Raw genomic sequence first — 16,385 nt, forward strand, 5'->3', positions numbered from 1 at the left:
TGAGAGGATCGAAGGATGAAGATCCTCTCGATCCAGTCCGCGGTCGCCTACGGTCACGTCGGAAACTCGGCCGCCGTCTTCCCCCTGCAGCGCATCGGCGTCGAGGTCCTGCCCGTCTACACGGTGAACTTCTCCAACCACACCGGCTACGGCGCGTGGCGCGGTCCCCTGATCTCGCCGGACGACGTCCGCGACGTCATCACAGGCATCGAGGAGAGGGGCGTGCTCGGTGAGATCGACGCGGTGCTCTCCGGCTACCAGGGCAGCGAGGGCATCGGCGACGTCATCGTGGACGCGGTCGCCCGGGTGAAGGCGGCCAACCCCGACGCCGTGTACGCGTGCGACCCGGTCATGGGCAACGCCAAGTCCGGCTGCTTCGTCGCGCCGGCCATCCCGGTACTGCTGCGCGAGCGAGTGGTGCCCGTCGCCGACATCATCACGCCCAACCAGTTCGAGCTGGGATTCCTCACCGAGACCTCGCCGGACACCCTCGAGTCGACGCTGGAGTCGGTGGATGCGGCGCGCGCGATGGGCCCGCGCACCGTGCTGGTCACCAGCGTGGAGCGCCCCGACGCTCCGGAGGACACGATCGAGATGCTGGCCGTCGACGACGCCGGCGCGTGGATCGTTCAGACGCCGCGCCTCCCGATGAAGGCCAACGGCTCGGGCGACGTGACGGCGGCGCTGTTCACGGCGCACTACGTCCGCACCGGCGACGCGGAGCTGGCGCTGCGTAAGACCGTGTCCAGCGTGTTCGACCTGCTGACGCGCACCCTCGAGTCGGGCTCACGTGAGCTGCAGCTCGTCGAGTCGCAGGACTCCTACGCGAACCCGCGCGAGCAGTTCGCCGTAATGCGCGTCCGCTGACGACGCGGCCTCCCGTTCACGATTCGTGACGAATCGGTACTCCGGCGCGGCTGAAGCCCACATTCGTCACGAATCGGCCCCCGCACATTCGTCACGAATCGGTGCTCTGGCTCGGCGAAAGCGCACATTCGTCACGAATCGGGGCTCTGGCTCGGCGAAAGCGCACATTCGTCACGAATCGGGTGAGGCGCGGGAGCGTCAGGGGCGCGGCCAGGCGGCGGCGATGGAGGCGCGGACGTCGCCGAGCAGCTGGGGCAGCGCCTTCGTCTTGGCAATGATCGGCAGGAAGTTCGCATCCTGAGCCCACCGGGGCACGATGTGCTGGTGGAGGTGCGCGGCGATTCCCGCCCCGGCGATCGCGCCCTGGTTCATCCCGATGTTGAAGCCGTCGTTCCTGGAGACGTCGCGGATGACGCGCATCGCCGTCTGGGTGAGGCTGCCGATCTCGGCGACCTCCTCCGGCGTCGCCTCGTCGTAGGTGGCGATGTGGCGGTACGGGCACACCAGCAGGTGGCCGCTGTTGTACGGGAAGAGATTCAGGAGGGCGTACGCGTGCTCTCCGCGCGCCACGATCAGCGCATCCTCGTCGCTCAGGGTCGGGGCGACGCAGAACGGGCAGTCGTCCTTGCCGGGCTGCTGACCATGCTGGATGTACACCATCCGGTGAGGGGTCCACAGGCGCTGGAACTCGTCCGGGACGCCGACCAGGTACGACGGGTTGTCCACACGGACGTCCTCCTCGGGGACGGGTCCGGAATCCGACCCGTCCCCGAGGGCACCGTCATACGAACCGAGGTTCAGTCGAGCCATGCCGTGTCGACCAGTTCGTGGCTCTCGATGCTCCCCACGATCCGCTCGATCGCCTCGTCGACCGTGACGCCGTTGCGCTGCGTGCCGTCGCGGAAGCGGAAGCTGACCGTGCCGGCCGAGGCGTCCTCCTCGCCGACGATCAGCTGGAACGGCACTTTGGCCTTGGTGTGCGTGCGGATCTTCTTCTGCATGCGGTCGTCGGAGTGGTCGACCTCTGCGCGAACGCCGCGGGCTTTGAGCCGCGAGATCACGTCGTCGAGGAACGGCGCGTACTGGTCGGCGACGGGGATGCCGACGACCTGCACCGGCGACAGCCACACCGGGAACGCTCCCGCGTAGTGCTCGAGCAGGATCGCGAAGAACCGCTCGATCGACCCGAGCAGCGCGCGGTGGATCATCGCCGGCTGCTTGCGCGTGCCGTCGGCCGCGTTGTACTCCAGCTCGAACAGTTCGGGCTGGTTGAAGTCGAGCTGGACGGTGGAGAGCTGCCAGGTGCGGCCGATCGCGTCGCGCGCCTGGACCGAGATCTTCGGGCCGTAGAAGGCCGCCCCGCCCGGGTCGTCCACGAGCTCGAGGCCCGACTCGATCGCCACCTCGCGGAGGGTCTCGGTCGCGGTCTCCCAGCTCTCGTCGCTGCCGACGTACTTGTCCGGGTCCTTCGTCGAGAGCTCCAGGTAGAAGTCGGTCAGACCGTAGCCGCGGAGCGTTTCGAGCACGAACTCCAGCTGGCGGGCGACCTCGTCCTTGATCTGGTCCTCTGCGACGTAGATGTGGGCGTCGTCCTGGGTGAGGCCGCGCACGCGGGTCAGCCCGGACAGCGTCCCCGACTTCTCGTAGCGGTACACCGTCCCGAATTCGGACAGGCGGAGCGGGAGCTCCCGGTAGCTACGGCCTCTGGCACGGAAGATCAGGTTGTGCATCGGGCAGTTCATGGGCTTCAGGTAGTAGTCCTGGCCCTGCCGTGTGATGTTGCCCTCCGCGTCGCGCTCCTCGTCCAGGTGCATGGGCGGGAACATGCCGTCCTTGTACCAGTTCAGGTGCTGACTGGTCTCGAAAAGGTGCGCCTTGGTGATGTGCGGCGTGTTCACCATCTCGTAGCCGTTCGCGATCAGCCGATCGCGCATGTAGTCCTCGATCTCCTTGCGGATGATTCCACCACGGGGGTGGAACACCGCGAGGCCCGAGCCGATCTCCTCCGGGAAGCTGAAGAGGTCGAGCTCGGCTCCGAGCTTGCGGTGGTCGCGCTTGGCGGCCTCCTCCATGCGGGTCTGGTAGGCACGCAGCTCGTCCTTGCTCGCCCAGGCGGTGCCGTAGACGCGCTGCAGCTGCTTGTTCTTCTCGTTGCCGCGCCAGTAGGCGGCCGCGACGCGGGTCAGCGCCCAGCCGTTGCCGATCATGCGGGTGTTCGGGAGGTGCGGGCCGCGGCAGAGGTCCTTCCAGACCGTCTCGCCGGACTTGGGTTCGACGTTGTCGTAGATGGTCAGCTCCCCGGAGCCCACCTCGACGCTCTCGCTCTCGTCGAAGGCGTTCGTGTCGCCGTGCTGGGCGCCGCCCTTCAGGCCGATGAGCTCCAGCTTGTAGGGCTCGCCGGCGAGCTCGGCACGCGCCTCTTCGTCGGTGACGACGCGGCGGACGAACCGCTGGCCCGCCCGCACGATGCGCGACATCTCCTTCTCGAGAGCCTTCAAATCCTCCGGAGTGAACGCCTCGGCCACGTCGAAGTCGTAGTAGAACCCGTCGGTGATGGGCGGCCCGATGCCGAGCTTCGCCTCCGGGTTGATCGCCTGAACCGCTTGCGCGAGAACGTGCGCAGTGGAGTGGCGGAGGATGCTGAGCCCGTCCGGCGACTCGATCGTGACCGGCTCGACGCTGTCGGTGGTCGTGACGGTCGTCGCGAGGTCCTTCAGCTCACCGTTGACGCGCATTGCGACAACGGAACGGTCGGTGAAGAGCTCGAAGCCGTCGGCCACCTGTCCACTCCTTGATCGAGGGTCGAAATGAGAACCCTCCAACTCTAGCCGGGTGCGGTTGGCCGCAATCGCGCCCTGTCCGCAAGCGACACGGCGTGTGGCCCATACGGGTGCATGCGCTCGAATGGACCACCGTCGTAGACTGATCGGACTGCCCTGCCCGAACCGCATCCGGACGGACCCGACCGACTGGACACCACACCTCCGAAGATAAGAGCGGATGTCCACCCCATGAGAATCGGTATCCTCGCGACCGGAGCCCTGCTCCTGTCCCTCATCGGCGCCGCGCCGGCCCAGGCGGCGACGCCGGAACCGGGCCCGACGCCGTCCGCGACGAGCACGTCCTCCCCTGCGGCGACCTCCGACTCGACGGACACACCCGCCACGTCGGCACCGACGCCGGCCCCGACGGCCAGCGCTCCGGCGTTCCCATCGGCCGCCCCCGCGGCCGACCCGCCTCTCGCGGAGCAGAACGCTGCGGGCGACCACGCCATGGGTTCGACCATCGCGGCCGCTGAAGGACCCGCAGCCAGCGCCCGCATGGTGACGCCGAAGGCGGCGCTCGGTGTGAGCGGCGTTGCCGGCATGGACATCAGCGGATGGCAGCCGACCGTCGACTGGAACGCGATGTGGGCCAACGGCGCACGCTTCGTGTACATCAAGACGACGGAGAGCACCGACTACCAGAGCTCGCACTTCGCGTCGCAGTGGGCCGGCGCGACGAGCGTCGGAATGATCCGCGGCGCCTACCACTTCGCCACGCCCAACACGACCGACGGTGCGACGCAGGCCCGCTACTTCTACGCGCACGGCGGCAACTGGGCTCCGGACGGCCGGACCCTTCCCCCGCTGCTCGACATCGAGTACGCGACCGACGGCAGCGGCACCTGCTGGGGGCTCTCCACGACCGCGATGTCGGTGTGGATCGCCGACTTCGTCCACACGATGAAGGCGCTCACCGGCATCGAGCCGGCGATCTACTCCACCGCGAACTGGTGGAACCAGTGCACCGGCTCCAACAACACGTTCGGCGCCTACCCGCTCTTCGTCGCCCGCTACGGCACCACCACCCCGGGCGCCCTGCCCGCGAGCTGGCTCAACTGGACGATGTGGCAGTACGCCAGCTCGGGCGTCTTCGCCGGAGACCAGGACATCTTCAACGGCAGCTACGCGCAGCTGCAGGCGTTCGCGTACGGCGCGCAGAGCCACCCGCCGATCGGGTCCTACGACACGGCGACCGTCTCCTCCGGGGCCCCCTTCTCGGTGACCGGCTGGACGATCGACCTCACCAACCTCGCCGCGTCCACGCAGGTCCAGATCACCTGGAACACTCCAGCCGGGATCACGACCACAACGGTCGCGGCCAACGCCAGCCGTCCTGACGTCGGCAACGCCTACCCCTCCGCCGGCAACGCCCACGGCTTCACTGCCCAGGCGCCCTGGAGCGGGTACGGCCAGTACGGCGCCTGCATCACCGCCGTCGCCCTCCCCGGCGACCGGGCCGGCAACGGCGACCTCGGCTGCAAGACAGCGTTCGTCTCGGCGGTGACTTCCTCGATTCCGACCCCCACCCGCATGGCAGGGTCCGACCGGTTCGCGACGGGCGTCCAGGTCTCGCAGAAGGCCTTCCCGACCGCCGGAGTCCCGGTGGTCTACATCGCCTCCGGCCTGGACTTCCCGGATGCCCTGTCCGCAGCTCCGGCCGCCGGCGCTCAGCACGGTCCCGTCCTGCTGACCATGCCGGGCGCGGTTCCCGACACCGTCCTCGCGGAGATCCAGCGGCTCAAGCCGGGGAAGATCGTCGTGGTCGGCGGAACGGCCGCCGTCGCAGACGCTGCGGTCAACCAGCTGAAGGCCCTCGCCCCGGTCACCCGCATCGGCGGCGTCGACCGGTACGACACGTCCCGTCTGGTGGCCGCGTACGCGTTCCCGAACGCCACCTCCGCCTTCGTCGCCGCGGCCAACAGCTACGCGGACGCGCTGTCGGCGGCGCCCGTCGCAGCCAAGAAGAACAGCCCGCTGCTGCTCGTGAACGGCGGAACCATCGATGCGCCGACGCAGGCGTACCTCACCGCGAAGTCGGTCCGGACGCTGACCCTGATCGGCGGCTCGGATGTCGTCGGCGACGTCTGGGTCTCCCAGCCGCAGAGCGCAGGCTCGACGGTTACCCGCATCGGAGGTTCTGACCGCTTCGGCACCAGCTCCCTGCTGGCCGCGTCCGGCTACTCGGCGAACGGCGCCTCGACGGTGTACGTGGCCTCGGGTGTCGCCTGGCAGGATGCGCTGGTCGCCGCCGCGGCGGCCGGCTCCGCCTCCCGCCCGCTGCTGCTGGTCCGCCCGGGCTGCGTGCCCCGGCTGATCGGTGACCAGATGGCGCGCATGGGCACGACCGCGATGAATATCACCGGCGGTACGGCGGTCCTGACGTCCGACGTCGACAGCCTGCAGGTCTGCTACTGACCGCGGCGCTTCGCCACTGACGCGATGCGGCACCCTGCTCCGGCGGGGTGCCGCATCTGCCGGCGGTCTATGTCGGATTGGTCAGGGCAGCCGCGCGCTGAGGTAGTCGCGCACCGCGGGATCGGTCGTGAGGCTCACGGCCTTCGCGAAAGCGTCCGCTGCCGCATCTGTCCGCCCTGCTGAGGCGAGCAGGTGTGCGCGAGCCGCCCAGTAGGGCTGGAAGACCGGCTCGTCGAGCGCGTCGAGAAGCGCGAGCCCGGCGGCGGGGCCATCGAGTCGAGCCACCACCACCGCGAGCGACACCCGACCTCCCAGCGACGGGGCGACCTCCATGAGCCGCAGGTGCAGCGCTCGCAGCGCCTTCCAGTCGGTGGTTCCCGTCGAGGCCCTCGCGCAGTGCACCGACTGGATGGCCGCCTCCAACTGGAAACGCCCCACGTTTCCGAGCGCATGGGCGCGGCGGAGCAGTCCCTCGCCGTGGGCGATGAGGGCGGCATCCCACAGTCGCGAGTCCTGCGACTCGAGCGGCACGAATGCACCCGCCGGAGTGCGCGCCGGGATGCGGGCGATCGAGAGGGACAGCAGCGCGGCAAGACCGAGCACTTCCGGGTCCGGGAGGAGGGTGGCCAAGACGTCGGCCAGATACAGGGCCTCCCCAGCGAGCGAGTCACGCACGGTCGTGCCTGAGACGGTCTGCCAGTCGATCGCGTACGCGCCGTAGACCGCCTCCAGCACAGGAGGCAGGCGGGCCGGCATGTCGTCGCGGGACGGGACGACGAACGGGATGCGGGCATCCTTGATGCGTCGTTTCGCCCGGACGAGCCGTTGGGCCATCGTGGTCGCGGGAATCGCGAAGGCCGTCGCGATATCGGCGGCCTCGAACCCGAGGACGACCTGGAGCATGAGAGGCGTCCGGATGGCGGGGTCGATCGCCGGGTGCGCGCAGACGAACATGAGCTCCAGGCGCTTGTCGGGGATGCGGTCGGGGTCTATCACGTCGAGTTCGGCCTCGGCCGGTACGACCAGGGTGACCGGGGTTGCAGGACGCTTGAGGGCATCCAGCCAGCGGTTCTTCGCGACGGTGACCAGCCAGCCCTCGGGATTGTCCGGGATGCCGGACGTCGGCCACGTCCGCAGCGCGCGTTCGAAGGCGTCGGCAAGCGCATCCTCGGCGGCGGTGATGTCGCCGGTGCGGGCGGCGAGCACGGCGATGAGTCGCCCGTAGGACGACCTCGCCGCCTCCTTCGCCCGCGCGGCGGCCGCTAGGTGCGGTTCCACTGTCCGCCGCTGAAGTACACCGCGGTCGGCCGGATCTCGACGGTGCCCCACTGCGCCGCCGGGCATTTCTCGGCCCAGGCGAGCGCGGCATCCAGATCGGGTACGTCGATGAGGAAGATTCCGCCCAGCTGTTCCTTGGTGTCGGCGAAGGGACCGTCCTGAACCTGCAGCGCGCCGTTTCGCAGGGCGACGGTCGTGGTCGCGGTGACGGACTGCAGCACGTCGGCGGCGACGAGCACACCGGCCGAGTCCAGCGACTTCGCGTAGTCGTCGAAGGCGGCCTGCGCCTCCGCGAGGGCCTCGGCGGACAGTTCTGCACCACCGGCCTCGGAGTAGTTGAGCAGGAGCGAGTATCGCATCAGTCGTCTCCTCCCTCAGCGAGCGGTCGGTCGGTCGCGATGATCACGATATCCCGGCCCGGAGCGTGCGCGACTCCATTGTTATTCATGGTGTTGGCGATGATTCTCGACATCGATGTTCCTTCCGTCAGGTGATGCCTTCAGAAGTGTGACGATCGGGGGACCGCCCGATCGACAGGCGGATCGCGGACCCGAGAATCAGCATCTAGCCAACCGCCAACGATCGGCCGCATCATTCAGCGACAGTGACATGTGGCGCGCATCCCGGATGGCGCGCCGAGGGGGTCGGGTAACGATGACTGGAACGCAGCAAGCGCACAGTGCCACCCAGCGCACCGGCTGGGCCGGCTGGGTGTACTTCGCAGGGATCGTGCTCCTGATCGGCGCAGCGATCGACATCTTCTACGGCCTCATGGCGATCATCGGGCCGGACACGGCGTACTTCGTCGGGCCCCAAGGCAGAGTCGCTTCGTTCAGCGTCGCCGGGTGGGGCTGGTGGTCGCTGATCATCGGCCTGGCCATGGTCGTACTCGCCTTCTTCCTGCTGACCGGCCGCACCTGGGCTCGCATCCTCGTGACCATCGTCGTCGCGATCAACGCGGTGAGCCACGTGATGTCGCTGCCCGCCCAGCCCTGGTGGTCACTGATCATGATCGGGCTCGATGTCCTGGTGATCTACGCGGTCACGGTGCATGGACGGGAAGTGCGAGCCTGATCGTTATTTGATCAGTCTGCTGAGGTCTAGCCAAGCTTGACATCTAGGCGCACACTAGGCGCACTCGGCACTTCCAGCGCACTGACGACCGGTACGGGTGCCGAGTCATTGAGGAGGGGGAACGACGTGGCCGTCCATGCAGCTGTAGAGCACGAACCACGCGCCGACGAGCCGGCGCCTGTCCCGTATCTGCGAAACGGGCAGATGATCTCACTCGTTCGGTGGAACCGCATCGCGGGCGACTGGAAGTACACGACCATCGTGGTCGAGTACGCGGGTCGCGACGCGACCACCTGGCAGGTCGTCGCACAGGGCAAGTCGATCATCCTCGACCGAGCGGAATGGTCGATCTTCAACTGAGGTGTGGCGTGCGCCCCCGCAGATAGGGACGCCTGTCCTCTCGCTGATAGCGTGTCGGCGGGGGGGTGGTCCAATGCGTCGGGCGGAACGAGACCGGTGAGGCGTGGTCCGGCGGACGGGCAGCCCGGTCCAGTTCGCCCGTTCTGGGTGGTTCGGAGCCGGGCCCAGCGCGGAACGCTCGTCTCGACGGGACTCGTCGTCGTCATCGTCGCGTTCCTGGCATCGGTGATGACGGGCCTCGCGCTGCGGTCGCCGGACTCTGCGGTTCGGGCGACGCTGGCGCACGAACCGGCCACCGTGACGTCGCTCGCTGTGCAGACGTCGCAGGGGTCCGACCCGGAGGGGCAGGCGTCAGCCGTCCGTTCGATCCTCCGGCACGAGTTCCGCGGCGTGCCGCTGCGCACCTCCGAGAGCGCATTCGTGCCGGGTGCGAACGTCGCAGGCGGAGGGTCCGCGATGCTCCTGGTGGCGACCGATCAGCTGCGGGAGCGCGTACGCCTGACCTCCGGCCGCTGGCCGGCCTCCGCTCCGGACCCCGCGACGACCGCCGAGGCGGCCATCGACGAGGACTTCGCCAAGACCCACCATCTGACGGTCGGCGACCGCGTCAGATTCGCCGGACCGGACGAACCCGTCGACGTCCTGGTGACCGCGATCTGGCGTCCGTCCGATCCGGCCTCGCCCGATTGGCTGGGCCTCAGTGCAGGGACAGGCGGAACCGACGGCCGGGCTATCGTCGCGGACGACGTGGCGCGTGAAGCGGGCGACGGCACCTCGGTCCAGTGGGTGCTCACGCCGGACGCCGGCCGGGTCACCGCCGCGCAGCTCCCGCGCCTGCACGCTGCGTTCTCCACCCTGGTCGATACGCTGAGCGACGACTCCACCGCAGCCGCGAGCCCGTTCTCCTCGGCGGGCGGAGCTCTGGCCACGACGACGGCGATGCAGCGGTCCGTCGTGGCGCTGCGTGCCGTCATCCCGATCCCGCTGAGTGTGCTGGCGGTGTGCGCGGTGGTAGCCCTGGCGCTGCTCGGGCGTCTGCTGGCAGACGCACGCCGCGCAGAGACCCGCCTGCTCCGCTCCCGTGGCGCGACGCTTCCCGTGCTCGCGGGCGCAGCCGCCGTCGAATCCGGAGTGGTCGCGCTGGTCGGGGTGGCGCTGGGCGCGGCCGGCGCGCAGGCGGCCCTGCTCACGCTGACGGGCGGCCCGGCGGCCGGAATGGCCGGCGTCGTCGACGTTGCACTCCCCCCGCTCGCCACCCTCCTCTGTGCCGTAGCGACGGCCACGGCGACCGCCGTACTGTCGGCTCGTTCGCTGACCGACGCCCCAGGCGCCGTCGAGGCCGGTCGCGGCCGCACGGTCATCTCCGGGGGCCTGGCCGCACTCGCGCTCATCGCTGCGGCGGTCGCGCTGTGGCGTTTCGTGGTCTTCAGCTCGTCCGCCGGTTCGGCCGAGGGCACGGGCGGGATCGATCCCGCCGGTGTCGTGGCCCCTGCCGCCGTGCTCTGCGCCATCGCCCTGCTCGGGCTGTCGCTGTTCGGGCCGGCGGCCGGCGCCGTCGAACGCCTGGCAGGGCGGGGGCGCGGAGCAGCGAGTGTGCTTCCCGCCCGCCAGGTCGGGCGGGGACTCGCGCTGTTCTCGGGACCGGTCGCCCTCATCGTGCTCACCGTCGGCGTACTGACCTTCGCCGCGGGGTACGCAGGAACCTTCTCGGGCTTCCTGCGCGACTCCACGCTGCTGACCACCGGCGCCGCCGCGCGCGCGGACCTCGGGGTGGCAGGCAGCCCGCACGACGCGGGAGACCTGTCCGTCGGCGCCGACCTCGCGGCGCATGGTGCGAAGGTATCCCCCGCCATCGTCGACGACGGCACTGTGGGAGACACGGATGCCGCGGTCGTGGTCGTCGACACCGCCCGGCTGCCCGGACTACTCCCGGTCGGTGCATACCTGATCGACACGAAAGGGCTCGCCGCGACGCTGTCGGAGCGGTCGGATCTTCCTGGGGCGAACCTCCCCGCCGACACGCGCTCCGTCGCGCTGCGGGTCACGACCGCGGTGGACGCGGGCACTGCGACGCCCACCGCCCTCACCGCGTGGATGGCCACCGACGCTGGTGAGGCGGTGCCGGTGACCACCTACGCCTCGCCCTCCGGCGATACCGTGCTCGACCTCCCGAGCCGGGTGGGGCGACGTCTCGTCGCCGTGGACGTCACGACCGACGCAGCGGCCGCCGTCAACCTCACCGTCCGGGTGACAGGCCTCCCGGTCGCGTCGGCCCCGGCCGGCCCGTGGACGACCGCGCCGGAGGCCTTCAGCGCGGATGCGGACTTCCGGCCGTCGGGCGCGGCGTCGGCGACCGCCGCCTCCGCGGACGGGACGGCGACGGTGCGCTTCGTTCCGGAGGCCGACCCGGCGCTCCGGGTGGCCGTCACCGGCGCGCTCGCCGCCGACGATTCGCTCCGCGTCGGTCAGGAGATCCAGGTGAACAGCCCGATCGGCGCTCTGACGGCCACCGTCACCCGGATCGTCGCTGCGCTGCCCGGCACGACCTCAGAGCGCGCCGTGCTCGCCGACTACGGATCGGTGACCGCGCACCTGCTGCGTACCACTCCGTCTGTGGCCCGCGCGACCTCGGTGTGGGCGACAGGGGTGGATGGAACCGGCTCGGGCGGCACAGGCCAGAGCGACGGCGCCGCCCGGGCTCTCGCCGCGATTGCGGGCCGGGACGCCGTCGTCACCACCGCGGACGGCGACTTCGTCGCTCGCTTCCTGAGCGGCGCCGTCCTGAGCACCTGGCTGGGCACCGCAGGATGCGGCCTACTCGCTGTCGCTGCGGTCGCGGCCGCCGTATCGTCCGCTCTGCGCCGCCGCCGAGGCGAGGTCGTCGTGCTCCGCGCCGTGGGGCTCTCGGCGAAGCAACAGGCGTGGACGCGACGGCTGGAGGTCATCGGCGTGGCGACCGCCGCAGCGGTCTTCGGGCTGGCCGGAGGTGTCGTCGTCGTGTTGCTGGTCGGCAACACGCTCGCCCGGCTCTCGGTGGTGACCGCACCGTCGACCCTGTCGGTGCACGGCCAGGTCGATCCGCTCGGGATGGCCGCCGGCCTGCTCGCGCTGGTGGCCGCCCTCTCTGCCGCCGTCTGGGCGTACGGACGAGCAGTGCGCCGCCAGGCGCATGACACCGGTTACCGGGAGGAGACCCGGTGAGCGCCCGACCAGTCTCCGGCCTCCGGCTGTTCCTCCGCTCGCTGCGTGCGTTCGGCGGCGGATTGGCGGTGCTCGCTGTGGTCGCCTTCCTCAGCGCGACGGCCCTCGCTGCGTGGCCGCGGGTCAGCAGCGAGATCGTGGGCGGCGAGCTCCGGCACGAGCTGCAGCAGGCGGGCGCGGGCGGCAGGGACATCACCACCACCGTCCGTACCGGCGCGTTCACCGGCGGGCCGGCCGTCGACCCTGTGCGTCTGTGGGAGCGGCTGCCCGCGATCGCGACGACGGTGCGGGCCGGGATGACGCCCTCCCTTCGCGCCGTCACCGCCTCGGGCGATGTGGCCGCGCGGAGCACCGATGTCGCGATCTCCGGCCCGGCAGGCGCGGCGAGCAACAGCATCTACTCCGTCACTCTGGAGGCGTACCCCCACCTGCGGGGAAGCGCCCGGCTGGTGGACGGCGAGTGGCCGACGACGACCGTCACCCCGGACGGCCCGGTCCCCGTCGTCCTGACCGCGACCGCCGCCCGGTTGCTCGGCTGGCGGATCGGGGAGGTGCGGGAGAGCGCGCCGTCTGCACAGGGGACGATCATGCTCCGCCTGTCTGGCACCATCCGGCCGAGGGATGCGTCGACCGACTTCTGGGACCTCGACCCCGCGCGCGCCCGGGGGCACTTCGTCGATGGCGGCGACTCGGGCAAGCAGTACGGCGGAGTCGCGTGGGTGGCGCCGGAGGCGTGGCCGGCGGTCGCCCCGCGGCTGGACATGACGATCGCGTCGATCTGGTTCCCGGTGCGTCCGGAGCGGTTCACGGCGGAGACGCTGGCGTCGGTCCGCGGGTCGCTCGGCAGCCTCCTGGCCTCGCCGCATTCCGCCGGCGTCGACGGCGCCACCGTCTCCCTGGCGGTCGCCACGGCGATCCAGCGGCCGCTCGACGACTTCGTCGCCCGGGCGCAACCGGCCCAGACCCTGTTCGCGATCCTCGTCAGCGGTCCGCTGGTCGTCGCCCTGACCGTGCTCGCGCAGGGCGCTCGGCTGGTGGTGGAGCGTCGGAGGGGCGGTCTCGCACTCATGACAGCCCGCGGAGCCTCCCCGCTGCGGCTCCGCACCGAGGTGGCCGCGCAGGGGCTGCTGGTCGCCGCGCCGGCCGCAGCTCTCGGGCTGCTGGTCGCCGTGCTGCTCACGCCGCAAGCGGTCCCGCTGGCGTCGCCCGTCTGGCTCGCCCTCCTCTGCGCCGTCCTGCCCGCGGCCGCGCTGGTGCTCGCGGCCGGGCCACTGGCACCCTCCGTCGCGGAGGCGAAGCGCTGGCGCTGGGCGTGGGTCGCCGAGACAGCCGTCGTCGGCCTGGCCGTCCTCAGCGTGGTGCTGCTCGCCCGGCGCGGGCTGGCGCCGACGGCCTCCGGGATGGACGTGGACCCGCTGACGGCGGCCACACCCGTGCTCGTCGCCCTCGCCGCCTGTGTGGTGGTGGTGCGGCTGACCCCATACCCGATCGGGTGGATCGCCGGCGGCCTGCGGCGCGGCCGGGGACCTGTCGCCTTCCTGGGCGCTTCCGGCGCGCAGGGCGCGCGGGCCGGCCTGATGTGGCCCGTGTTCACCCTTGTCGCCGGAGTCAGCATCGCCCTCTTCTCGGTCAGCATGCTGGCCACCGCGACCGCCGGGGTGACCGAGGGGGCACGGGTCAGGGTCGGCGCGGACCTCTCGCTGACTGCCGCCTCAGCTCTCAGCCAGGAGCAGCTGGAGGCTGTCCGCACGACGCCGGGCGTCGATCGCACCGCGACCGTCGACTGGGCCGGTGGGGTCACGTTGACGGCCGGTGGAACGTCCTCGGACGTCTCCGGCTACCTCGTCGACCCGCGGGACCTGGATGCGGTGCAATCCGACCTGCCCGTCGAGGCACGACTGTCCACGGCGCTGAAGGGCGGGATTCCCGGGAGGACCGCGGCCGTGCTCGGCGGCTGGACGAGCCGGATCCCGATCACCAGCGCCCTCGTCGTCACCACCGGGACCAACGTCCATCTGGGGGTGAGGGAGCTCGACTTCGTCCCCGGCGTCTACGTGCGCGACGCCCAATGGGTCTACCTCGATTCGACGATCGTCCCCGCCTCCAGCGGCATCACCGGCCGGCCGCAGACCGTGCTCGTGAAGCTGACGCCGGGGGCGGACGCGTCGCGCGTGCACTCGGCCCTGGCCCGGATCGGAGGACCGAACGCAGTGATCGGCGACGCGACCGCCGAGCGTGATGCCCTGCACAGGTCGCCGCTCGTCTCCGGGACCGAGCAGGTCGCCCTCCTCTCGATCGCCCTGACCGTTGTGCTCTGCATCGCGGCGCTGCTGCTGACCCTCGTGCTCAACACCTCCGCGCGGGTGCGCCTGGTGGCGACCTTGCGCACCATCGGGTACAGCTCGCGTCAGACGGCCGGTGTTCTCGCCTGGGAGTTGGGTCCCGTCCTGGCGGTCGGCATCGTCGCGGGCGCCGTCGTCGGGCTCGCACTCCCGGCGATCGTGCTGCAGCCGCTCGACCTGCGCGGCTTCACCGGGAGCCCGGTGCAGCCCCCGGTCGTCCAGGACCCGGTGCTCGCCTCGGCCGCACTTGCCGGCTTCGTCGTCGTCGCCGCCCTGGCCACTCTGCTGGCCCTCGCCACCGCACGTCGCCGCTCGGCGGCCGCCGTGCTCAGGAACGGAGAAGAATGACCACCGTGACCGCACGCGCCGAGGCCGCCATCGACTGCACCGACCTCGTCCGCATCTTCACAGCCGACGGTGTGGAGGTCCAGGCACTGCAAGGGCTCACCCTGCGGGTCGAGAGCGGGGGGCTCGTCGCCATCGTCGGCGCCTCCGGCTCCGGCAAGTCGACTCTGCTCGGCATCCTCTCGGGGCTCGACAAGCCGACAGCCGGCTCGGTCAGCGTCGCCGGACGGGACCTTCTCGCACTGCGCAACCGCGAACGGGTGGACTACCGCCGCCACACCGTCGGTTTCGTCTGGCAGCAGACCTCCCGCAACCTGCTCGGCTACCTGACGGCCCGCGAGAATCTCGCCTTGGCCATGTCGGTGGCCCGGACCTCCGGTCGCGAGCGGCGTGCGACCGAACTGCTCGACCTGCTCGAGGTGGCCCACTGCGCCGACCGCCGACCGACCGAGATGTCGGGAGGCGAGCAGCAGCGGGTCGCCATCGCGGTGGCGCTCGCGAACGAGCCGCACGTGCTCCTGGCGGACGAACCGACCGGCGAGCTGGACGAGGCCACCAGCGCCGAGGTGCTGGAGGCGATGCGCGGCGTCAACCGGGAGCTCGGCGTGACCACTCTCATCGTCACCCACGACCCGACCGTCTCCGAGCACGTCGCGCGCACCGTCCAGATCCGCGACGGCCGGACCGCGACCGAGGTGCTGCGCCGCACCGGCGTCACCGAGGAGGGTCACGAGCACACGGTGGCCGAGGAGTTCGCCGTTCTGGACCGGGTCGGTCGGCTGCAACTCCCCCCGGAGTACCTGACGACGCTCGGCATGCGCGACCGGGTGCGCTTGGCCCTGGAGCAGGACCACGTCGGCGTGTGGCCGCACGCGGACGACGAGAGGGAGACCGACCGTGACGATCGCTGAGACGGAGCAGGGCACGGCGACCGAAGCGGGCACCCCGCTGCTGGTGGCCGAGGACGTGGCCCGCACGTTCGAGACCGATGCCGGCACGGTGACCGCTCTCGCCGATGCGAGCCTGACGGTGCACCCTGGCGAGCTGGTCGTCGTGAAGGGCCGCTCCGGGTCGGGCAAGACCACCCTCCTGAACGTGCTCAGCGGCCTCGACCGGGCGACGAGCGGGCGCATCGAGCTCGACGGCATCGACCTCTCGACAGCGTCGGAGGCGCAGCTGGTCAAGCTGCGACGCAGGACCACCGGCTTCGTCTTCCAGTCGTTCGGGCTCGTCTCCGTGCTCTCCGCGGCCGAGAACGTGGAGCTGCCGCTCCGGCTGCTGGGGGTGGACCCGGCCACCCGGGACCAGCGCGTCGCGGAGGTTCTGGACAGCGTCGGACTGTCCGGCCACGCCCGGCAGCGGCCGACCGAGCTCTCCGGTGGCCAGCAGCAGCGCGTCGGCATCGCGCGGGCACTCGCGGGCGATCCACGCATCCTCTTCGCCGACGAACCCACCGGCCAGCTCGACAGCGTGACCGGCCGCGCGATCATGGATCTCCTGGTCGACCTGGTCCACGGCCGAGGCATCGCCGCGGTCGTCACCACGCACGACCCGCTGTTGATGGCGCGGGCGGACCGCGTGCTCGAGCTGCACGACGGGCGTCTGGCGAGCGACGCCCGGCGCCGCGGACGCCACGCGGCAGCTCCCGCCGGTTGAGAACGCGCTCGCGGTGTGCTGG

Annotated in this window: 12 protein-coding genes; 8 read left to right on the forward strand and 4 right to left on the reverse strand. The window is 70.9% G+C overall.

The genetic code is table 11. The annotated features are described in order from the left end of the window. Positions 1-15: 15 nt before the first annotated feature. Positions 16-867, forward strand: coding sequence for a pyridoxal kinase PdxY (pdxY, locus tag SB754_RS08540; RefSeq protein WP_410781898.1), 852 nt, complete (start codon positions 16-18; stop codon positions 865-867). A gap of 198 nt (positions 868-1,065) precedes the next feature. Here pdxY and SB754_RS08545 read toward each other — a convergent pair whose 3' ends face one another. Both SB754_RS08545 and thrS read right to left on the reverse strand, forming a co-directional pair. Further along, positions 1,066-1,677 carry an HIT family protein gene (locus SB754_RS08545; protein ID WP_410781899.1) on the reverse strand — a complete coding sequence of 204 codons (612 nt, stop codon included), beginning with the start codon at positions 1,675-1,677 and terminating at the stop codon, positions 1,066-1,068. Then, entirely contained in the window at positions 1,665-3,647 is a 1,983-nt protein-coding gene (thrS, locus tag SB754_RS08550; RefSeq protein ID WP_410781900.1) for a threonine--tRNA ligase, read from the reverse strand. The genes SB754_RS08545 and thrS overlap by 13 nt, the downstream gene beginning before the upstream one ends. Before the next feature lie 231 nt (positions 3,648-3,878). Here thrS and SB754_RS08555 point away from each other — a divergent pair, with 231 nt between their 5' ends. Next, positions 3,879-6,107 (forward strand): GH25 family lysozyme, encoded by a 2,229-nt coding sequence (locus tag SB754_RS08555; RefSeq protein WP_410781901.1) that lies wholly within the window; start codon positions 3,879-3,881, stop codon positions 6,105-6,107. Between the two features lie 81 nt (positions 6,108-6,188). Here SB754_RS08555 and SB754_RS08560 read toward each other — a convergent pair whose 3' ends face one another. Both SB754_RS08560 and SB754_RS08565 read right to left on the reverse strand, forming a co-directional pair. Then, entirely contained in the window at positions 6,189-7,385 is a 1,197-nt protein-coding gene (locus tag SB754_RS08560; protein WP_410781902.1) for an RNA polymerase sigma factor, read from the reverse strand. Further along, complete coding sequence (locus tag SB754_RS08565) at positions 7,370-7,744, reverse strand: YciI family protein (protein WP_410781903.1); 375 nt, start codon at positions 7,742-7,744, stop codon at positions 7,370-7,372. Before SB754_RS08565 ends, SB754_RS08560 begins: the two co-directional genes overlap by 16 nt. A gap of 295 nt (positions 7,745-8,039) precedes the next feature. Between SB754_RS08565 and SB754_RS08570 the strand changes: the two genes are divergently transcribed. From SB754_RS08570 to SB754_RS08595, 6 genes are all read left to right on the forward strand, one after another. Continuing rightward, on the forward strand, positions 8,040-8,459 hold the full coding sequence (locus tag SB754_RS08570; protein WP_410781904.1) for a hypothetical protein: 420 nt from the start codon (positions 8,040-8,042) through the stop codon (positions 8,457-8,459). A 204-nt stretch (positions 8,460-8,663) separates the two neighbouring features. Next, complete coding sequence (locus SB754_RS08575; RefSeq protein ID WP_410781905.1) at positions 8,664-8,819, forward strand: hypothetical protein; 156 nt, start codon at positions 8,664-8,666, stop codon at positions 8,817-8,819. Between the two features lie 147 nt (positions 8,820-8,966). After that, on the forward strand, positions 8,967-12,020 hold the full coding sequence (locus SB754_RS08580) for an FtsX-like permease family protein (protein WP_410781906.1): 3,054 nt from the start codon (positions 8,967-8,969) through the stop codon (positions 12,018-12,020). Beyond that, a complete protein-coding gene (locus tag SB754_RS08585; protein WP_410781907.1) occupies positions 12,017-14,710 on the forward strand; it encodes an FtsX-like permease family protein in 2,694 nt (897 codons plus the stop codon). Before SB754_RS08580 ends, SB754_RS08585 begins: the two co-directional genes overlap by 4 nt. Then, positions 14,707-15,618, forward strand: coding sequence for an ABC transporter ATP-binding protein (locus SB754_RS08590; RefSeq protein ID WP_410781908.1), 912 nt, complete (start codon positions 14,707-14,709; stop codon positions 15,616-15,618). Before SB754_RS08585 ends, SB754_RS08590 begins: the two co-directional genes overlap by 4 nt. Further along, the gene (locus SB754_RS08595) at positions 15,605-16,363 is read left to right on the forward strand and encodes an ABC transporter ATP-binding protein (RefSeq protein WP_410781909.1); all 759 of its coding nucleotides are present in this window, start codon (positions 15,605-15,607) and stop codon (positions 16,361-16,363) included. The genes SB754_RS08590 and SB754_RS08595 overlap by 14 nt, the downstream gene beginning before the upstream one ends. The last annotated feature ends 22 nt before the right edge of the window (positions 16,364-16,385 follow it).

It is taken from the genome of Leifsonia sp. SIMBA_070, from assembly GCF_046534635.1.
Taxonomy (GTDB): Bacteria; Actinomycetota; Actinomycetes; order Actinomycetales; family Microbacteriaceae; genus Leifsonia.